Annotated in this window: 16 protein-coding genes; 9 read left to right on the top strand and 7 right to left on the bottom strand. The window is 67.0% G+C overall.

The window, feature by feature from the left end; translation table 11 throughout:
* Positions 1–78: 78 nt before the first annotated feature.
* The 5 genes from ACEOAB_RS14170 to ACEOAB_RS14150 all read left to right on the top strand — a co-directional run bounded on the left by ACEOAB_RS14170 (position 79) and on the right by ACEOAB_RS14150 (position 4,725).
* The gene (locus ACEOAB_RS14170) at positions 79–1,413 is read left to right on the top strand and encodes an aminotransferase-like domain-containing protein (RefSeq protein WP_056596917.1); all 1,335 of its coding nucleotides are present in this window, start codon (positions 79–81) and stop codon (positions 1,411–1,413) included.
* A gap of 80 nt (positions 1,414–1,493) precedes the next feature.
* On the top strand, positions 1,494–1,784 hold the full coding sequence (locus tag ACEOAB_RS14165) for a DUF1330 domain-containing protein (RefSeq protein WP_056596913.1): 291 nt from the start codon (positions 1,494–1,496) through the stop codon (positions 1,782–1,784).
* Positions 1,785–1,858: 74 nt separating this feature from the next.
* Positions 1,859–2,206: a GFA family protein gene (locus ACEOAB_RS14160; protein ID WP_056596911.1), complete on the top strand. Its 348-nt coding sequence runs from the start codon at positions 1,859–1,861 to the stop codon at positions 2,204–2,206.
* A gap of 155 nt (positions 2,207–2,361) precedes the next feature.
* Complete coding sequence (locus tag ACEOAB_RS14155) at positions 2,362–3,042, top strand: hypothetical protein (RefSeq protein ID WP_056596908.1); 681 nt, start codon at positions 2,362–2,364, stop codon at positions 3,040–3,042.
* Between the two features lie 411 nt (positions 3,043–3,453).
* Positions 3,454–4,725 (top strand): acyl-CoA thioester hydrolase/BAAT C-terminal domain-containing protein, encoded by a 1,272-nt coding sequence (locus tag ACEOAB_RS14150; RefSeq protein WP_056596905.1) that lies wholly within the window; start codon positions 3,454–3,456, stop codon positions 4,723–4,725.
* 1,152 nt (positions 4,726–5,877) lie between these two features.
* Here the strand turns inward: ACEOAB_RS14150 and ACEOAB_RS14145 are convergent.
* From ACEOAB_RS14145 to ACEOAB_RS14135, 3 genes are read right to left on the bottom strand one after another with little or no spacing between them, the layout of a single operon-like run.
* Entirely contained in the window at positions 5,878–11,517 is a 5,640-nt protein-coding gene (locus ACEOAB_RS14145) for an alkaline phosphatase D family protein (RefSeq protein WP_495653792.1), read from the bottom strand.
* Between the two features lie 29 nt (positions 11,518–11,546).
* Positions 11,547–13,307, bottom strand: coding sequence for a hybrid sensor histidine kinase/response regulator (locus ACEOAB_RS14140; protein ID WP_495653838.1), 1,761 nt, complete (start codon positions 13,305–13,307; stop codon positions 11,547–11,549).
* A gap of 2 nt (positions 13,308–13,309) precedes the next feature.
* Positions 13,310–13,993 carry a response regulator gene (locus ACEOAB_RS14135; RefSeq protein ID WP_413751307.1) on the bottom strand — a complete coding sequence of 228 codons (684 nt, stop codon included), beginning with the start codon at positions 13,991–13,993 and terminating at the stop codon, positions 13,310–13,312.
* A gap of 465 nt (positions 13,994–14,458) precedes the next feature.
* Here ACEOAB_RS14135 and ACEOAB_RS14130 point away from each other — a divergent pair, with 465 nt between their 5' ends.
* From ACEOAB_RS14130 to ACEOAB_RS14120, 3 genes are all read left to right on the top strand, one after another.
* Positions 14,459–15,535: a phospholipase D family protein gene (locus tag ACEOAB_RS14130; RefSeq protein WP_495653791.1), complete on the top strand. Its 1,077-nt coding sequence runs from the start codon at positions 14,459–14,461 to the stop codon at positions 15,533–15,535.
* Positions 15,536–15,559: 24 nt separating this feature from the next.
* The gene (locus ACEOAB_RS14125; RefSeq protein WP_495653837.1) at positions 15,560–15,883 is read left to right on the top strand and encodes a phospholipase D-like domain-containing protein; all 324 of its coding nucleotides are present in this window, start codon (positions 15,560–15,562) and stop codon (positions 15,881–15,883) included.
* A 168-nt stretch (positions 15,884–16,051) separates the two neighbouring features.
* A complete protein-coding gene (locus tag ACEOAB_RS14120; protein ID WP_413750639.1) occupies positions 16,052–16,432 on the top strand; it encodes a cupin domain-containing protein in 381 nt (126 codons plus the stop codon).
* Between the two features lie 154 nt (positions 16,433–16,586).
* On the opposite strand, the gene ACEOAB_RS14115 is transcribed toward ACEOAB_RS14120, so the two are convergent.
* Complete coding sequence (locus ACEOAB_RS14115) at positions 16,587–17,240, bottom strand: hydrolase (RefSeq protein ID WP_413750638.1); 654 nt, start codon at positions 17,238–17,240, stop codon at positions 16,587–16,589.
* Between the two features lie 153 nt (positions 17,241–17,393).
* Between ACEOAB_RS14115 and ACEOAB_RS14110 the strand changes: the two genes are divergently transcribed.
* A complete protein-coding gene (locus tag ACEOAB_RS14110; protein WP_413750637.1) occupies positions 17,394–18,305 on the top strand; it encodes a LysR family transcriptional regulator in 912 nt (303 codons plus the stop codon).
* A 65-nt stretch (positions 18,306–18,370) separates the two neighbouring features.
* On the opposite strand, the gene ACEOAB_RS14105 is transcribed toward ACEOAB_RS14110, so the two are convergent.
* The 3 genes from ACEOAB_RS14105 to ACEOAB_RS14095 are packed head-to-tail and all read right to left on the bottom strand — an operon-like array spanning position 18,371 to position 20,239.
* Positions 18,371–19,015, bottom strand: a complete 645-nt coding sequence (locus ACEOAB_RS14105; RefSeq protein WP_413750636.1) for an NAD(P)-dependent oxidoreductase — start codon at positions 19,013–19,015, stop codon at positions 18,371–18,373.
* A 21-nt stretch (positions 19,016–19,036) separates the two neighbouring features.
* Positions 19,037–19,780, bottom strand: coding sequence for an SDR family NAD(P)-dependent oxidoreductase (locus ACEOAB_RS14100; RefSeq protein ID WP_413750635.1), 744 nt, complete (start codon positions 19,778–19,780; stop codon positions 19,037–19,039).
* A gap of 12 nt (positions 19,781–19,792) precedes the next feature.
* A complete protein-coding gene (locus tag ACEOAB_RS14095; protein WP_413750634.1) occupies positions 19,793–20,239 on the bottom strand; it encodes a DoxX family protein in 447 nt (148 codons plus the stop codon).
* Positions 20,240–20,254: the final 15 nt, after the last annotated feature.

The raw sequence follows: 20,254 nt of genomic DNA, 5'->3' as shown, positions 1-20,254 counted from the left end.
GCGTTGAGAAGGAGGGGCTCATCCATCGTAGGAGAGACGATCAATACAATCAAAAAATTGTCATGGATACATCCCGCGATGGCCGAAGCCCGCTACAAGCAACTGGTCGATCAACTCGCCGCCGAGATCCGCGCGGGGCGCCTGCAGCCCGGCACCCGCCTGCCCACGCACCGGCGGCTGGCCGAACGCCACGGGCTGGCGCTGGTCACTGCATCGCGCGTCTATGCGGAGCTCGAGGCCATGGGGCTGGTCAGCGGCGAGGTCGGTCGCGGCACTTTCGTGCGCGAGACCGTGCGGCCTCGCGGACTGGGCATCGACCAGCAGGCCGTGGCCGCGGGCCTGGTGGACCTGAACTTCAACTACCCCTCGCTGCCCGGACAGGCCGAACTGCTGCGCGGCGCATTGCGCCAGCTTGCCGCCGGCGGCGAACTGGAAGCGATGCTGCGCTATGCGCCCCATGGCGGCCGGATGCACGAACGCGCCTGCATTGCGCGGCACCTCGAGTCGCGCGGGCTGGCGGCCGAACCGTCGAGCGTGCTGATCGTCGACGGCGCGCAGCACGGGTTGGCAGTGACGGTCATGGCGCTGCTGCAGCCGGGCGACGTGGTCGCGGTCGATGCCCTCACCTACCCGGGCTTCAAGGTGCTCGCCGAGGCGCAGCGGCTGGAGCTGGCACCCATTCCTGCATCCGGCCAGGGACCCGACCTCGATGCACTGGAGCGCCTGTGCATGCAGCGCCGCGTGCGCGCCGTCTACACCATGCCGACCTTGCACAACCCGCTCGGCTGGGTGATGAGCGCGAGCCGGCGCCGCCGCCTGGCAGCCATCGCGCGGCGGCACGGCCTGCTCGTCATCGAAGACGCGGCCTACGCCTTTCTGGCCGACGACCCGCCTCCCCCGCTGGCAACCCTGGCACCGGAGACGACCGTGTACGTCTCGGGCTTGTCCAAGAGCGTGGCGACCGGGCTGCGCGTGGGCTTCGTCGTGGCCCCGGAAGCCTGGGTGCCGAAGATCGAACGGTCGATCCGGGCCACGACCTGGTGCAACCCCGGCGTGACTACCGCAATCGCCTGCGCGTGGCTGGAGGACGGCACCGTCGGCCGGCTCGAATCCGAGAAACGGCACGACGCCGCGACGAGGCAAGCCATTGCCGGCGACGCACTCGCCGGGCTGCGCTGCGTGCGCCACCCGGCGTCGTACTTCGTCTGGCTGCCCTTGCCGGAAGAAACGCGCGCCGACCGCATCTCGGCGGCGCTGATGCGCGATGGCGTGTCGGTGTCGACGGCCGAGCCTTTTTCCGCCTCGCAGCACGTGCCGCATGCACTGCGGCTGGCGCTCGGCTCCGTCGGGTTGGACAGCCTGCGCAGTGCATTGCAGACAGTGCGCCGGGTGGTTGCGGAACAGTCCTTCTGAGAGTGCCTGCATGCCGGCGAGCGGCGGCGAGGAGCCATCGCAAGCTATATTGCCAGCTCCCCAACCTGAGAGAAATCACCATGGCAAAAGCCTACTGGGTCAGTGCATACCGTGCCATCAAGGACGCCGACAAGCTTGCGGCCTACGCAAAACTGGCCGGCCCGGCAATCACCGCCGGCGGCGGACGCTTTCTAGCGCGGGGGCTGCCGGCCCAGGTCTACGAATTCGGACTGGCCCAGCGCACCGTGTTGGTCGAATTCGACAGCATCGACCATGCAAGATCCGTTCACGACAGCCCCGATTACCAAGCCGCGCTGGCTGCACTGGGCGACGGTGCCGAACGGGATCTGCGGATCATCGAAGGGGTGTGAGCAATCGCCGGTGAGGCGAGCACGGAATGCGCGACCGATCATTGTCCACGCGCAACTTTTCTTATGGAGGACCGATGAACTACCAAGGCAGCTGTCACTGTGGTCGGATCGCTTTCGAAGTCGAGGGCGACATCCAGGGGGCAATGGCATGCAACTGCTCGATGTGCCAGCGCAAGGGGTCGTTGTTGTGGTTCGTGCCGCACGAGCGGCTCAGGCTGAAGACGCCACCCGAGGACATGAGCAACTACATGTTCAACAAGCACGTGATCTCGCATCGCTTCTGCCCGGTCTGCGGCATCCATCCCTTCGGCGAAGGCACCGATCCCAAGGGCAACAAGATTGCGGCCATCAACATTCGCTGCCTCGAGGGCATCGACCTCGAGGCGGTGCCGGTACAGCATTTCGACGGGCGTTCGAAGTAAACCCGGCGCAACGCGGTCCGGCCGCGCGATGACTGGGGCAAGCAGCAGCCCCGCAATGATGTTGAGTTGCGGTCGCCGCATGGGTAGCGGGCTTGGGTTGCCGCTGACACGATGGTGCGGTAGCCTCCCCGCTCCAATACAGCCAGGAGACTCCGATGCCAAGTCGCTTCATTCTTTCCGCTGGCGCCGCCGTCGCAGCCGCATCTCTGATCATCGGTTGCGGTGCCATGGGGTCGTCGGGCGGCAACGCCATGAGCTTCTTCATCACCAGCGCCAACCCTGGCAAGGGCGGCGACCTCGGAGGCCTGGCCGGAGCCGATCGCTTCTGCCAGTCGCTGGCCACGAGCGCCGGGGCGGGCAGCAAAACTTGGCATGCCTATTTGAGCACCGCTGCCGCGAACGGGCAGCCGGCTGTCAATGCGCGCGACCGGATCGGCACCGGTCCGTGGACCAATGCCAAGGGAGTCGTCGTCGCCACCAGCGTGGCTGACCTGCACAGCGCCAACGCCAAGGTGGGCAAGGACACCTCGCTGACCGAGAAGGGCGAAGTTGTCTCTGGCTTCGGCGACCCGGTCAACCGCCACGACATCCTCACTGGCTCGCGCCCTGACGGCACCCTGGCCGTGCCCGATCCCGGCAAGGACACCACTTGCGGCAATTGGACCAAAAGCGACGGCGGCTCCGCCATCGTGGGTCATCACGACCACAAGGGCACCAATCCCGATCCAGTGGCCAATGCCTCGTGGAACTCCTCGCACGGTACGCGCGGCTGCAGCGTCGACCAACTCAAAATGAGCGGCAGTGATGGGCTGATGTACTGCTTTGCGACGAACTGACTTTGGCGGATAGGCGGGCCTCGGCCCGCGTGGTCTCGTCCACAGTGGCCCTGCCCATCTCGAGCGGGAAGAAGAAATGCAGAACCCAAAGACCGAATCGACGCGGGCAAAGCTCTTGAAGAGGCTAAAGCTTGGTTGCTGCGTTCCTCGGCGAGGGCAAACCAAAAGTCGGCCAAAACCGCGTATTGACAAGATCCCTCCGAAAAGATGGCCAAGTTCTATCCGGGCGCAAAGCTAGATGCAGTCCTCCACTTCATTGAGGGCGCGGTTGGGCTAGGTCTCATCTCCGGGGCCGCCCTAGCTGCCCTCGTTGGGCAACTGATCTTGGGAGGAATACTTGCCATGTTGGCAATCGGAATACTCTTACGTTTCAAGCGTGGCCGAGCGCGCAAGGGCACTCCTTCTTAGCCTATGAAGTTCGACACGTTGCCCCAAACCTGTCTCGTCGATGAGACCGTTGCAATTCGCGTTCTGGATCTTCAGCCGGGGGTGGTAGTCACCTTGAAGCTCTGGAGCAGCTTTAATGATGTCGTTCTGCTGTCGAGCGCCACCTTCAAGGCTGACGCCAACGGCGTTGTAGACCTCAGCACTCATTCTCCGACTTCAGGGTCATACGAAGGTATAGACGCCATGGGGCTGTTTTGGTCTCGGGCGCCAGTTTATGGAGCCCTTGCCAAGGGCTTCGAGGGCATGAGCAGGGACCCTCTGACCGCGACACTGGTTGCGGAGATGGAGAGCGGTGCATCGCCTATCTCACATCCAATTCGGCGCGTCTACATTGGTCCAGGCGTCGTGTCGCGAGAAGTGCGAGAGCGCAAGCTTTTCGGCAAGATGTTTGAGCCCGCCCAAACCGGACCGCACGAGGCTGTGCTTGTGGTTGGCGGTTCCAACGGAGGGCTGGCCTGGTCTCAGGAGATGGCGGCACTGTTGGCGTCCCACGGATATGTGGCGCTTGCCTTGGCGTATTTCGCCGCAGAAGGCTTGCCGACAACGCTCGACCGCATCCCGCTCGAGTACTTCGGCACGGCACTGGATTGGCTGTCGGATCAAACTAGCGTCGCCGCGAACCGCATCGGCGTCGTAGGTGTTTCGCGAGGCGGAGAACTTGCGTTGCTTCTAGGTGCGACCTATCCGGAAATTCGGACGGTGGTCGCCTATGTGCCCAGCGGCATCCTGTGGCCGTCGTACCCCGAAAGCGGCTACGGCGCGTGGACGCAGAACGGCCAAGAGATTCCCTATGCCCGAACACTTACCTATGAGCAATGGGACAAGGCGCTGGCCGCCGGCGACGCAAGAAAGGACAGCTTCGACTGGTATTCCATTCCGTTAAGAGATGCTGCATACGCGAATGGAGCTTCCATCCGCGTTGAAAACATCAACGGGCCCGTGCTTATGATTACAGGAATCGACGACAAGCTTTGGCCGTCGACCGAATTGACGGAGTTCGCCGTGCGGCGATTCAAGCAACAAGGCTTTCGCCATCGCGTGGAGCACTTGGCGTACGCGAATGCGGGACACAGCATTGCCTGGCCGAACGGTCCGACAACAATGCTTAAATCGAAGCATCCCGTGTCCGGCGAAGCAATGGACATGGGTGGGACGCCTGAAGGGACCGCGCGCGCACGACAGGACTCATGGCCCAGAATGCTCGCGTTCTTGCGCAGCGCCCTGGGTGACGACTAAGACTACAGGCTGCCAGGAACAGACATTCGCTCCCCAGGCAAGCTCGCTACACGCATCGGTTGCGTGGCCGTCCAGTTGAATGATGCCCCTCTCCTCGTGACAAACTCAATTCCGTTTTACGCCAAGAACTACGATGTATTTGTACTGCTTGGTGCGCCGGGCTTGTTACCTTGGCAATGGCAGGTATGGGTGAAGATCGAGCCGTTGCTAGCGTCATTTGCCTCCTCAGACCGTGGAAAGCCGACAGTCCGTTCAAGCCAGGCCTCGGGTTTGGGGAAAGAACATCGATCGCTCGCCTTCGGAAAGCTGGGATGGGATTTGAAGTCACATGCACGTTGGACGCACGGTTCGCCCTCCAACGCCCTCGAGTCGAATCCTTGGAGATTCCTTGGGACGGAAGCATGGGCACCATCATGGACGGTGTGCGAGAAAGAACATGAGGCGCCCGACTTCTACTTGCATCTACTTCGGGCGCCTGACGTCCGACAAAGAGGCGTACCTCAGTTCGGTTCCATATTGGTGGTCGCATTAGCAGCTTCTGCCTCTGAAACGCGCCAGCGAGAGCTTCTCTCTGCAATGGGCGCCATCGCAACGCTGCTCGAGAGCCCTCTTGCGGTTTGCAAGCGCCGAGCTTGGGGTATCGCGTCAGGCGCTGCGGGTGGCTTTCGGGATGCCGTGCAGGATTTCGGCGTTGGCCGCGGATTGTTTAGAGAAGAAGACCCTCACGCGCAGCCGATTTGCCTCGAAAGCTTTTCTGAGGCGTGGAGCCCGCTTCAAGCTTGAACAACGATGCAGGCTCAGGCGACCTGAGCGCCGATTCGGCGTAGGCGCTTATGCTGGGCGGCTGCAGAGAAATCGTCGGGAAGATAGCGGATCGACACCCAGCCAAGAAGACGACCAAGGAATTGTTGACGCGGGCCAAGGAATTCCTCGCAGGTCCCACCTGATCGCTGCGCGAACGGATCTACTCATGTCGATGGTTCGTGCGTGAAGCTGTCACGAACGACCGCTTCGCAGCAAAGCGACGGTCGTCTCAGTGCCCTTCGTGACGGTGTCGCGACCAGCTACGGTCGCCAGGATCAGTCACTCGCCGGCAGCCTGTAAACGACCCGTTGATTTCGCGCGCCCGTTTCGTCTGTCTGCTGTCGCGGATCACAGGCGCTCCCCGCGTGCGAAGCGCGCCGGCCCCTGCACCGTCCAGCCACCGCCGGCCGGATCGAGGTCGCGAAGGCACTGCGTGAGCCCGTCGTCCAGGTCGAGGGTGACGCCGAGCCGCCAATGCCCGGTGGCGCCGCGCTCCACCTGCAGCACGGCGAAGCCGTTGCCGGTGCCCACGGCCGCCGTGAGCATGGTGGCGCCGAAGGCACCCGGCACGGCGCCGAGCTCGACCTGGCCGTCGAGCCAGAACGCGTCGGGCCGCGCATTGACGAAGGTCCAGGGCGCATACAGGCCCGAGGACACGACCGAGATCACCTCCACCGGTCCGCCCGCCGCCTGCAGCCAGAGGCTCGACACGCTCGACATGTGGCGGTCGCCCGACAGCACCACCACATGGCGCGCGGTGGTGTTACGCAGCAGTTCGAGCAGCGCGCGCTGCGAGGCCGGGTAGCCGCTCCAGTCGTCCATCCCCAGGCGTTGCGCCGGGTCGCCGAAGACCGCCGCGCGCGGCATCGGGAACAGCGCCACTGGCGACACGATGAACTTGGGCAGCTCGGCGGGCGCGGCCTCGAGCCACTTCTTCAGGTCGCCCATGCCGGCCTCGGCACGGATCGCCGCCTGGTCCAGCGGCGTGGCTTGCGCGTCCGTGCGCAGCGCCCGCCGCTGCCGCGTGCTGCGCGTGTCGAGCATGTAGAACGGAAAACCGGCCGGCGCCATGCGGTAGTCGAAGGGACGCGGGTCGCGGTGCGGGCCGATGCCCCGCACCAGCTTGTGCTGCTGCGCGAAGTAGCCGTCGAGCGCGGCACGCACGGCCGGCGTTCCATAGGGATCGGGGCCCGGCTCCCAGTCGTCCATCACCTCGTGGTCGTCGAGCAGCGGACAGGTCGGCAGCGAGGCCATCACCTGGCGTAGCGCTTCCAGCCTGAAGGTGAGCGCATAGGCCTGGCCGACGTCGTCGCCGCCGGCCGGCACGAAGAGCCCCGCGGTCTGGTCGACATACACCTGGTCGCCGGCCAGCACCAGCAGTTGCGGCTTGTGCGGCGGCGCGAGCACCTCGAGCCGCTGCGCGAGCCGCCGGTACGACGCCTGCGCGGGCACCCGGTCGACCAGGCCCGGTACGTACTGGCAACTGGCGAGCGCGAAGCACAACGAGGCCTGCGCGGGCTCGCCCTCGCGCTGCACGGCGCCGGTCCATGCGGGGTCGAGGCGCACCACGGCGCGCTCGCGCTGCGCGTCGGTGGCCGCGTCCAGTGTCTTCATCACCTGCTCGCGGATGGGCTCGATCGGTTCGTCCTGCGGCTGCGCGAACAGCCCGGGCGCCAGCCTCCGGCCCAGCACCTCGATGGGGCCGCGCGCCATGGGCAGGTCGTCGTGCGCCGTCAGCACCGCGAAGCCCTGGTAGTCGGCAAGCCGGTCGTCGAACAGGTCGATCTCCACCGCCTCCTGCAGGAGCTTTTCGCGCGTGGTCTCCAGGCCCACCATCCATTCGAAGTCGAAGCACCAGCGCCCGTCGCGGCGCCACGCGGGCACGAAGACCACGGCGCGCGCCGACACATGCGCGGGCGGCGGGCGCAGCGCCAGCCGGCAATGCAGCCGGCCCGCGTTGTTCGCCGCGCGGCTCGCATGGCCGAGCCACGGGCCGGTCCACGGCAGGCTGGCCCGCCAGTCGGGCGCTACCGGATTGCCGCGGCCGGGCTTGTTGTCGAAGGCCTCGAGGAAGCGCACGATGTGCGGGAACACGTCGATGCAGGCCTTCTCGCCGATCAGCGTGTCCTGGTGGCCGTAGTCGCCGAGCACCAGCAGTTGGTGCGGCGTGCCTTCGCCAAGGAACAGGTCGCCCCCGGAAGGCTTCGAAGCGTCCGACGGATCCGGCAGCTCAGGTGGCTCGCGCGGCAGGCCTTCGTCCTTGCCGAACACGCGCTTCAGCAGCCAGAAGCTCTCGTACGAGCCTCGCCAGTCGAACACCGCGTTGCGCTGCCCGTGCAGCATGAACACCGGAAAGCCGAAGCGCTGGCCGACCTGCTCGAAGCCCACCGCATGGCCCTGCCCGCCGGCATCGGTCAGCACCTCTTCGCGGGCGTAGTTGCCGACCTGGGCGAGGCCGCGCACCTTCACGAAGCCGTAGATCGAATCGAGCGCATCGAGCGTGTCCTTACCGATGTTGTGCAGCCGCATGGTCTGGCCGAAGATGGCGTCGGCCCGGTGCCGCACGGCCGCGAAGCCCGGCGCCTCGCGCAGGCGCTGCGCCTCCCCGTCGTCGTCGGGATAGGGAAAGGTCGCCAGCAGGCCGTCGACGAGCAGGCGCTTCATGCGCGTGAGCGTGGGTCGCGTGTCGAACTCGTCGATGCCGATGAACTGCTGCAGGTAGCCCGCCACATAACCCCGGAAGCGGTTGAAGGCCGTGGCACGCAGCAGCGGCCCCACCTGCGACAGCACCACCGCGCCGATGGAGGCATGCAGCCCCGGCAGGCGCAGCACCGCCACGCTGAACATGGCGGCGCCGATGCAATGGGCCACCACGTCGACCTGGATGGGCGCCGCTTCGTCGGGCGTCGCATACGCCGCCTGCACGGTGTGCAAGGCATCCGGAATGTCGGTCTCGGCCACCTCGTCGAACGACCAGTAGCGTCGCGGCCGATTCGGGAAGCCGATGCTGGTGCGCAGGTCGAGCACCCAGACCTCACGCCCAGCCGCGAGCAGGCTGCGCACCAGGTTGCCGGGGATGCTCTTGTGCGCGAAGGTGGCGCCGCTTGCGCCATAGCCGTGGATCAGCATCACGGGCCGCGTGCCTGCGCGGCGCGCCGGCGGGCGGTAGCGCGACAGCAGCCGCGGTGGCGCGCTGCCCGGGCCGGCCGCGGTGGCGAGCTCGACCGGCTCAGGCCGCACGCCGCTCACCTCGCCGGGCAGGCGCTCCCAGTCGCGCTGCGGCGAGTCGGGCGGCGGCACGAAGTGCAGCAGGTGAACCTGCTGCACGATGCGCAGCACCCACAGCGCCATCTCGGCCAGGTCAGCCAGCTGGTTGGGCATGTCCTGCTGGTGCTCGACGCGCAGCAGGGGTTGCAGCGTCTCGACGAAGTAGGAAGGGTCCAGCACCAGCCGGCCCAGCGGCGTCGGCGCATCGGGGCCGAGCTGCTGCAGCTCGCCCTCGCTCAGCTGCCGCCACGGGTTGCCGCCTTCGACGAACGCGATGCGCTTGGTGAGCCGCAGCCGGTCGCCCTCCTTCAGTGGCGCGCCGTGCGCGATGCGCGCCACCGTCCAGTCGTACTCGATGAGGCGCACCTGCCCCAAGTGCGAGCACAGCGCCAGCAGGTCGGCCATGGCGGGGCCCTCGAAGACAGCATCGTCCTCATCGATCGCGCCGCCGGCCGATGCGGCGCGCGCGTCCAGCAGGCTTTGCACCAGCGCCAGCAACTTCTTGCGTGCCAACCCGTGGCTGCGCAGGATGCGTTCGATGCTGTCGCTCTTCTCGCGCAGCAGCATCGATGCGGTGCCGGTGCAATGCGCGACGGGCGCGTCGTCGCCCTTGCCGAAGCGCAGGACCACCACCGGCTGGGACAGCACGCGCGGCGTCGCACGCAGGGACGGCACGTCGAACGGCTCGAATTCGACTTCGGCGCTCAGCGCGAAGGCCTGACCGTCGATGTGCACGCGGCCCGTCATGCGCTCGCGCAGCGAGACGCGCGTGGGCGCGGGCGCGCGGGGACGGGTCAGGTCGCGGCGCAACGGGCGCTGCGACGGCGGCGGCTGCGGCGAATCGGCCAGCGCCAGGCCCCAGTCCGCTGCCAGCACGGGCACCGCGCGCTCGGCCAGCGCGGCGATGGTGAGCGAGGGGTTGATGCCGAGCGACACCGGCACGATCGAGCCGTCGAGCACCGCCAGGCCCGGCAGCAGCGACGGCGCAGCAGAAGCGCCCGCAGAAGCCGCAGCAGCACCGTCGTAGACGCGGCCCCAGCTGTCGACCACGCCGCCCTTGCACCCGTCGGCCATGCGGCAACCGCCCAGCGGGTGCACCGTCAACACCGAGCCCACGTCCTCCAGCTGACCGACCAGCGCGGCAAGGCTGCCGAACGGCGGTATCGGTTTCCACAGCGGATTGGGCAGCACGCGCCCGCCGAGTCCGCCCGCGCCATCGTGGGCCGCATGCAGTGCGCGCATCTGCGCCTCGAACACGGGCAGTGCGGCCACCTTCGGCCACGCCACGCGCACCTGCGCGTCGGCCAGAACGGCGCCCTCGCCGCCATGACCGACGAAGCTGACCTGGCCGGCCGCCCCGTCGTCGCCCATCATTCCGTAGACCGGCGTGCGGCGCAGCATGTCGTCGTCCACGGCCAGCGGATCGCGCCCTTCGTCCGGCGCGTGCAGGTCGAGGTCCATGCGCGCAAGCGCCTGCAGGGCGTCGGTGGTGGTCACCACTTCGGCCAACAGGCGGCGCAGCGGCGCGGGAATGGCGAACTCCTCGATCACCAGCGGGCGCTCGCCCGGCTTCGCGCAGGTGCGCAGTAGCCCGGTGATGGTCGGCCCGATGCCGCGCTGAGCCGGCGCATCGCCTTCGGGCGCGCTGGACAGCGCTTCGTCGTTCTGCGCCGCCGCCACCGCGATCATGTCGCCGTTGGCCGAGAAGCCGCGGCCCACGGCCTGCGAGACGGGCAGGCCCGCGCCCCTGGAGCGCAGCAGCAGCTCGGTCGAGCCCAGCGTGCCGGCGGCCACCACCACCCGCCGCGCGCGCACCACGTAGGGCCGGGCGTTGTCGGTGCGTGCCTTGCGTCGGTCGGTGAAGAAGAACTCGACGGCATAGCCCCCTCCTCCCGGCAGGGCCGCGATGCGGTGCGCGGTGCCGCCGGTGAACAGGCACGCGCCCCGTGCATGGGCCAGCGCCAGGTAGTTGGTGTCCAGCGATTTCTTGGCGCGGTGGTTGCAGCCGCTCACGCAGTCGCCGCAGCGCAGGCAGCGGTGCATCGCCACCTGGGCCGGCGTGCGCGTGCCGTCGTCGAAGGCGATGGCGACATGGGCCTTGCCGCTCGCCGCATGCAGCCGCGCGCCGGCCTTCAGCAGGGAGTCGAGCTTCGACACGCTCTCGGGGATCTGCTCCGGCGCCAGCATGGCTTCGGCCTTGCCGTAGCCCTGCGCCAGCGCGGCAAGGTCGAGGCCCGCGGGCCAGGCGCCGCCCTCGAAGGCATCGGACGTGGCGCGTTCCATCACCGCCGCATTGATGAGCGAGCCTCCGCCCAGCCCGTTGCCGAGCAGCGCGTTCACTTCGCCGCCCAGGCGCAGGTCGAACAGCCCCGAGGCGTTGCCGCGCGCGGGCCTGCCGTCCTGCATGCTGAAGCGCACATGCCCCGGCAGCTCGGCGAAGGTGGCCGGAAATTCGCCCGGCAGGTATTCGCTGCCGCGCTCCAGCACATAGACCTTGATCGGCACGGCGCCCGGTGCGATGCCGGGCGCCGCGTCCAGCGACAGCGCACCCGCCAGCCGTGCCGCCGCCACCGCGCCGCCGTAGCCGCTGCCGATGACCAGCACATCGCAGTGCAGCGCGTCGGGCGGCGCCGCGGCGATCTCGCGCACCAGCACCTCGGCGCCCTGCGAGAGCAGGCGGTCGCCGGGGTCATCGTCGTCGTCGCGGCCACCGTCGTTCATGTTCGGCTCCTCGCAGGATGGTCGCGGATTCAGGAATGTTCGATGGCCGCGGCCAGCGCGCGGCCGAGCGTCTGGTCGTCGACAGGTTTGCGCAGCAGCGGCAGCGCCTGCTGCCGCGCCGCCTCGACCACCGCCGGGTCGGTGTCGGCCGTGACCATGACGATGGGCAGCGCGGGGTGTGCGGAGCGCTGCGCGCGCAAGCGCTCGGCGGCATCGAAGCCCGAGGCGCCGCCACCGAGCCGGCAGTCGAGCACCACCGCATCGGGCTCGTCGACCTGTGCCAGGGCCTCGTCGAGCGTGGCGGCGGACAGCACGCGGCAGCCCATCGCGCCCAGCGCGTTGAGGTAGGCGCCGCGCACCATCGGGTCGTCCTCCAGCACCAGCACGCAGCGCCCGGCCAGGCTCCACAGCGCGCCGGCGCCGTCACCCCCTGAGCCATCGGCGCCGACGGGCGCGGCACGCGGCAGCCGCAGGCGGAAGCAGGCGCCCGCGCCGAGGCGGGACTCGAGCTCGACCGGCACGCCCAGCAACTCGGCCATCCGCCGCACGATGCCCAGGCCCAGGCCATGCCCCGCGGCGGGCGTGGCGCCGGAGCCCGACGCCTGGAGTTGCACCAGGTCCTCGAACACGAGCCGGTGGTTCTCGGGGGCGATGCCGGGGCCGCTGTCCTGCACGGTCAGCTCGACCTCGGCATCCGATGCGTCCTGTGTACGGACCCGCACCTCGACCTGCCCGCCCGCGGGCGAGAACTTGATCGCGTTGTCCACGAGGTTGGCCAGCATGCGGCGCAGCAGGTCGGGGTCGGTGCGCACCGCCAGGCCGGGCGGGCAGTCGGTGTGCAGCGCCACCCGGCGCGCCGCCGCCGCGGCGCCGAAGCTGGCCATCACGGCGGTCAGCAGCCGGTCGATCTGCACGCGCTGCGGCTGGGCCACCACCACGCCGGCGTCGAGTTTCGAGACGTCGAGCAGCGCGTCGAGCATGGCGCGCAGCTGCTCCAGGCTGCTGTCGACCACCTCGACGATCGCGCGCGCATCGGGCGCCATCGCCACGTGCCGCAGCGCACCCACGTTGAGCGCCATCGCCTGCAGGGGCTGGCGCAGGTCGTGGCTGGCGCCGGCAAGGAAGCGGCTCTTGTCGTTGTTGGCGCGCACCGCCTGGTCGCGCGCGATGGCCAGTTGCGCGCGCTCGAACTCCAGCGAAGTGGCCAGCGCCTGGTTCTCGGCGCGGATGCCGAACGACTCCTCGAAGGTCTGCAGGTTGCGCCGGGCAAAGCGCGTCTGCACGCCGAAGAACATCAGCACCAGCGCCGCCACGCCCCCGCCGAGCCAGCCGCCGGCCACCAGCCACATGGCGGCCGTGGGCACGAAGAGCAGCCCCGCGTAGGCCAGGAAGGCGGGCATCACGGTCGCGCTGGTGGACACGGCGCCCGCGCCCCAGGACACCAGGATCATCGTGAGGACCGCGTCCAGCGTCGGGTCGAGCCGGGCCATGAACAGCGCCGCGGAGCCGTTGCAGGCGCCGATCAGCACGTTCCAGTGCACGGTGGCACGCAGCCGCGCGGCGATCGGGCGGGCGCGGTCGGCGGCCATGCGCGCGAGCGCGGCGGCGCGCCACTCGCGGCTGGCGATTACCGCCGCGAACCAGCCGAGCACCCAGAGTGTTGGAACGTCGCGCCAGACGATGGCCGCGACGACGACGGCGGTGAGCAGGATCTGCCAGCGCAACCCCACGGCCTGCTCGGCGACCACCTGCAGGCGCCGCTCGTCCAGATCGTCCAGCGCGGCCGGCATGCTCACGCAGCCTCGAGCGCCCATGCCGCCTGCGCGTCGAAGACGCGGCACATGGCATCGGTGCGGTTGCGCGCCCCGAGCGCCCGGTAGACCATCGACAGGTGCACCTTCACCGTGCCCTCTGCAATCAGCAGCTGGCGCGCGATCAGCTTGACCGGCATGCCCCGCATCGCCAGCGCCAGCACCTCGCGCTGGCGCGGCGACAGCTCGACGCGCAGGAAGCCCGCGAGGTCCTCACGCGGCAGCTCGTCGGGGTCGCGCGCACGGGTCACGTCGTCGGCCAGCACGAACTCGGCCGGCAGGTAGATCTTGTGGCGCAGCACCACGCGCAGGGCGGCCTCCATGTCCTCGAGCCGGTACGACTTGGGAATGAAGCCGGCCGCGCCGGCCTCGATGACCTCGCGCACGCGCTGCGGCGAGCTTTCCGCCGACTGCATGCACACGGGCGTGGCCTCGAAATGCGCCTTCACGGCCTTGAGCGCCGCCAGCCCGGACAGCTGGGGCAGGTGGTAGTCGAGCAGCAGCAGGTCGATACCGGCGGGGTCGAGCTGGCAGGCCTGCTCGGCGTCCCGCACGGCGTCGAAATGGAAGGGACGGCCGGGTTCGATCTCGGCGGCCATGCGCTCCAGCAGGAGGCGCGTGCCGTTCCAGACGATCTCGTGGTCATCGACCAGCAGAACCTTCATACAGGCCTCTCGTCTACGGTGACCCTCCCCGTCCTGAATGCAGATTAGCGCAAAGCCCCCCAAGAAGCGAGCGTGCGCACCTACACCAAAGGCCTAGTCGGATGGCCACGCCGGGGACTAGGCGCTGCGTCCAATGGTTGCGGCGCGCGCCGCGCGGAAAACTGGCTGCATCGATCGCCACTTCGCATCCGATGCACCGAGGTCCGCCATGAACACCCCCCAGTCTCTTGCCGCGCTGCGTGCCGCATGGGAACCCCTTGCGTGCCGCTTCTGCATCCTGGCGCTGCACCATGTGGCGCTCGCCCGCTGGCTGTGCAGCGCGGCCATGCTCGCGGTCTCGCTGCTGGCGGGCTGCGCTGCATTGCCCAACGAGGTACCCCGTGTTGCGTCGCACGCGCGCACCGACCTTGGGGACAGCCCCTGGCGCGCATTGCCGCCGCGTCGCTGCCGGCATCGGACAGCGCGGTGTCCGATGCATCCGGCGTGCGCCTGCTACCGGGCGGCGACCAGGCCTTCGACGCACGCATCGCACTCGCGCAAGCCGCACGGCACACCATCGACGCGCAGTACTACGTGGTGGCCCCGGACAGCGCGGGGCGGCAGTTCCTGCGCGAGTTGCGCGACGCGGCGCAGCGCGGCGTGCGCGTGCGTCTGCTGGTCGACGACCTGTACACGGGCGGAGACGACGAGATGCTGGCCGGGCTGGCCGCGCACGCCAACGTCGAGGTGCGCGTCTTCAACCCGCTGCGCACGCGCGTGCTGCTGTCGCTGCACGAGATCGGCCGCGTGAACCGGCGCATGCACAACAAGCTCTTCATTGCCGACAACAGCTTCGCCATCACCGGCGGACGCAACATCGCCGACGAGTACTTCGGGCGCAGCAAGCCGGCGAACTTCATCGACATGGACGCGCTGGTGGCCGGGCCGGCGGTGCGCGCGCTGTCGGCGAGCTTCGACGCCTTCTGGAACGGACCGCTGTCGTACCCCTTCGAAGCCATCGCAGCCAGTGGCTCCCCGGCACCGGCCCATGCGCGCGAACGCTTCGCCGCGCTGGTGCGCGACCTCGGGCGCTTCATGCCTCCCGCCGACGAACCAGATGCGCTGGGACACGGCCCGGTCGGCGCGCAGCTGGCGCAGGGGCGCGTCGCGCTGGTGCCTGCGCAGGTGCGCGTGGTTGCGGACGCGTCGGTGCCAGGCTTCTTCGCGGGCGACGCCGGCGGCAACGTCGAAGAAGCCGCGGAGCCGCAAGGCCGCGAGGGCGCGGTCATGGCCGCGAACCTCGACCTGTTCCGGGCCGCGCGCTCGGAAGTGCTCGTCGTCTCGCCCTACTTCGTGCCCATGCCTCGCATGATCGAGGCGCTGAGCCATGCGAGCCGCGAGGGCGCGCGCGTGTCGGTGATGACCAATTCGCTCGCCACCACCGACGAACCGCTGGTGCACTATGGCTACGCGCGCTACCGCAGCGCCCTGCTGCAGATGGGCGCCATGCTGTATGAGCTGATGCCGGCCAGCGAACCGCATCCGGCCTGGAGCGACACCTAAAGCGGCCGCGGCTCGCTCGGGCGCCTGCACGCCAAGCTGGCGGTGGTCGACCGGCGCTGGTTCTACGTGGGGTCGATGAACATGGACCGGCGCTCGGCGCACTGCAACACCGAACTGGGCCTGATCGTCGACAGCCCCGCGCTTGCAAGCGAGCTGGCCGACCTGATCCAGCGCGTGCGCATGCCCGCGAGCTTCACCGTGAGCGAGGTACCCCAGCGAGGCGGCCTGCAATGGAGCTTCCTGCGCGACGGACGCCGCTGGGTGCTGCATCGGGAGCCCGAATCGAACTGGGCCCAGCGACTGCGCTGGTCCGTGTTGTCGCTGGTAGTGGACGAAGATTTTCTGTAACCCGGCTTACGCAAACTGCCACATGAAACCCGCTGCAAGAGCGGCACTGCCGTGCAAGAAATAGATCACTGCAAGCGTGACCCAGGACTACCATTCCATCGTTCACGTGCGGTTCGGCACGAGACTGCCGCGGACTGTTTGCTCACTCGTGCCGCAAGGAGAGTCGCGATGGCAAGTCCGATGAACGTCAGCAAGCTTCAGACGAAATCCCATGACGAACCGGATGAGGTTCGGCAGCCCGACAAGACCCGCGTCGAAGTGGTCCGCCTCGAGGGCTACACGCTCGGACGCTTCAAGTTCGAGCCCGGGTGGCGCTGGTCGAAGTGCATCAAGCCGGTCGTGGGCACGGACAGTTGCCAGGTGGCTCACGTCGGGTATGCGGTGTCCGGTCGAATCACCGTGCAAATGAATGACGGCTCGCAGACCGTCATCGAGGAAGGCATGTCGTACACCATTCCGCCGGGTCACGACGCGTGGGTCGAAGGCAACGACTCGTTCGTCGGCCTCGAGGTGATGAGCGCAGAGGAATACGCAAAGCCCAAGAGCTGACCCAAGGCGGGAGGCCTAAGGAGCAGAAATCTTCGGGATGGTCGAACGGGGACGTGGTCCGTGCGCCCGCAAAACCCTTCGACCAGCTCTTGGAGATGTCGTCAGCCCTCGCACGGCGCTACCCGTCGACACACAAGTCATTGTTTAGCTCAGATCATTTTGCGTTTCCAGGCACTGGCGTGTTGAGAAGCTGCCGCTCCCAAAGGTAGGCGATGCCGCTGCCGCTGAAGTGCTGGATGAGAATCTCGGTCAGGTCCTCGACATGCTCGGTGCGCGCCCAATCGCGTTGCCACTCGCCAGCGAGCGCCATCACGGTCATCACGTTCGCGCCGGCCGCGATCATTCGCTGGACGGCAACTTCGTGAGACTCCTTCGAAATCCCGCCAGATGCGTCGGTGATCACGGTCACGTCCCAGCCTTCGCCGGCGGCCTGGATGACGGGCATTGCGACGCAGACCTCGGTCCACAGGCCGGCGATGATCAGCTGCTTGCGGCCAGTCGCCTTGACGACGTTCACCACATTCTCGTCCTGCCAAGTGTTCACCCAAGTGCGATCGATGACTTCCTGGTCTGGAAATACATCGGTGATCTGCTTGAAGAGGAATCCACCGCGCGCCGCGATCACGCTGGTGAGAATGGTCGGAACATTGAAGGCTTTTGCCAGCTTCGCCAGCGCGGTCGTGTTGTTGACCACAGCTTGCGGATCGTGGCTGTTCAAGTTCGCAAGCTGATAGGGCTGGTGGTCGATGAGAACGAGTACCGAATCTTCGGGACGAAGAAGCGATGCAAGGCCGTTGCGAAAAGTCATTGATGCGTCCTTTGTTGCGTTGTGAGCGGATTGGCTTTCAGGGAAACAAGCGCCAGCGGCGACGTTGCCCCGAAGCAGGATTGTGTTGTTCCTCTTTTTGATCCGGTAGTACCATTTCGCGGCGAGCTGTGTCGCGAAATCAGGAACACCGAGTTGGACATTGAAGAGCTGCGGACATTTGTAGAAGTTGCCGACGCTGGAGGGGTTTCGTCTGCTGCGCTTCGGCTCGGCGTGTCCAAGTCAATCGTCAGTCGTCGTCTCTTCCGGCTTGAAGCGGAACTGGGTATCCAGTTGCTTGCGCGATCCACCCGCGGGGCTGCTCTCACCGAAGCCGGGGCCACGTTCCGGGACCATGCGGCCAGGGTCTGCGCCGAAATCGACATGGCCAGGGAAACGATCCTGCCCGCCGGCGACCTTCGGGGCCGCTTGCGCGTCGCTGCGCCGTTTTCTTTGGGCCCGACTCACTTCGCTCCCATGCTTGCGGAAATGGCACGACGCCACCCTCAGCTTCACATCCAAACCTGCTACAGCGATCGCTTCGTCGATCTCATCGCTGAGGGTTACGACTGTGCGATACGGGTTGGCTATCTTCAGGACTCCAACTTGATCGCAAGACGCATCGGCCTGGTCCACGGGAAGCTCGTCGCGAGTCCGGACTATGTCAAGGCGCATGGGTCGCCTGAGACACCGGAGGAGCTAGTCGCCCATCAGGCCCTCTTGCAGGGAACCGAGGCCTGGCAACTGATGGATGGCGACGAGATCATCACGGTTCGTCCGCAGGGGCGCTTCAAGGCCGACAACGGCACGGCGCTGGTCGCCGCTGCAGCAGCAGGACTCGGAATCGCCTACCTGCCCGATTGGCTCACCCATGAATACGTGGCCTCCGGGGCACTCGTGCCGGTCATGACACGTCATCCACCACCCCCGGCAGGTGCATATGTCGTCCGGCCGCCGGGCCAGCATCCCGCACGGAAGATACGGGTCCTCACCGAACTTCTGATCGAGTGGTGCGACCGGTCTTCGCAGACGCCGTCACGCCGCCCTCTGTCAACGGCGGCTTCCTAGTTGAAGCGCGCCGCGATAAGTGCGCTCGAATCGGTGCGATGGTCTATCGCAAGAACGGCCAGTTCCTATCGCAGCTTGCCTGAGCTGATTCCGGGAGCCTTGTGCACGAATTCAGTGCTCGAAACCTGATCGAACATGAACGCGGCAACCTCCGCCCTGGAGACCGACATCGAGTGCCGGGTGTGGCCATACAGACCTACGTTCAGGCGCCTGGAGGCGGGGTGATCGTTCAGGAATCCAACCCGGACCATGGTCCACTCCAGCTGCGAGGTTCGCATGAACCTCGCCAGTCCGACGATGTCGCGATAGGCACTGGACATTGCAACCCTGATCAACCATGCAGGAGCCCGGATCTTCCAATCCGAACCGTCGCCGGGATCAACGGCCGTTCCGGTCGACACGGCAACCAGGCGCCTCACCTCCTCCTGCTTCATCGCCGAGACGATGGCTTCCGTGGCCCTGGTGATGGGCAGATCCTTGGGGTGGGGAATCGATGTTGGCCCGAGCGCGGACAACACGGCGTGCGAGCCACGAACGGCCTCTCTCAGGAGGCGGATGTCGGTCAACTCTCCACGCACGACTCGCACGTCGGGATTCTCGAACGAGGTGCCCGGGCGCGCAAAGACGGTGATATCCATCCCGCGCCTCAAGCCCTCCTCGATCAGGTACTTTCCTGTTTTTCCAGTCGCGCCGAATAGCGATACTTTCATACGGGCAATCTCAGGAAACGCTCAGCGCGCGCTGTCGATGATCGAGCCACCGTCCGGCGTGAGGCTGTAGCCTGTCAGGAACTGGCCATCCTTGCTTGCAAGGAACAGGACAACGGGTGCGATGTCTTCCACCGGTGAGCCAAAGCGCGCGAGGGCGTTGGTCGGGGCGGGCACGTTGGCCTCCTTGCCCCATGTCTCTGCCAGGGGCAGGACATTGTTTACGGTGATCTTGTCCGGTCCCCACTCGCGAGCGGCGGTTCGGGTCAATGCGCGTACCGCCTCTTTCGCCATGTTGTAGGGGGCGTAGCCCACCAAGCCCATGACTGCGGCCATGGAGCCGAAATTGATCACGCGGCCTTCCCCACTCGCCTTGAGGTACGGATAGCAGGCCTGCATCGTCCTGAGGTAAGCAATCGGGCCCGTTTCAAAATTGCGCTGAAGCTGCTCCACCGAAAGATCGATGACGGTCGAGAACGGCGCTGAAGGATCGAAGGCGTTGTTCACCAGGATGTCGATGCCGCCGTAAGCCGCAACCACCTTGTCTACCGCCGCCTTGATCTGGTCGGCATTGCCGATGTCGCAAACGACGCCGAGCGCGTTGCCGCCCGCGGATCGAATGTCGGCAACAACGTTTTCGACATTGGCGGGCGTGCGTGACACTACCGCCACCTTCGCGCCTTCCGCTGCAAACAGCTTCGCGGTGGCACGGCCAATGCCGCGACCGGAACCTGTGACAAGAGCAATTTTTCCATTGAGACGACTCATGTTGAATTTCCGTCAGTTGAGGGTTGCTTGGTGTGTCGTCACGGGCGCGTAGGGCGATGGAAGCTCGCGCGCCCCGTTCTGCGTCGTGAACGAAGCGACCAGCAGCACAAGGCCAACGGCTGCCGGCACCGCAGCGCCCGGCTTGCGGACCCCGAGGTGTGCAACGCCCGCGAGCAGGAGGTGATAGAACATTCCGACGTAGGCGAGATCGCTGAGCGCCACGCTCAGGCGCGACAACACGGCCGCTACTGCCAGCAGCTTCACCGCAGCGAGGATCGGCACGAGATAGCGCGGATAGTTCATGTCGGCCAGAGCCTGACGAACCCATTCGCTCTTGGCGATGTACATGGTGGCGGACGCCAAATAGAGCGCTGACAACAGCGCCGTGCTGATCCAATAAAGAAGGTTTCCATTCATGAGTTTTTCCTGAGCCGGCGTGATTGCATCGGCTTGCAGCAAGGATCTCGCCTAACA

It is taken from the genome of Variovorax sp. Varisp53 (assembly GCF_059491555.1).
The sequence above is the reverse complement of the archived record's forward strand: the minus strand, read 5'-3'. Positions and strand labels throughout refer to the sequence as shown.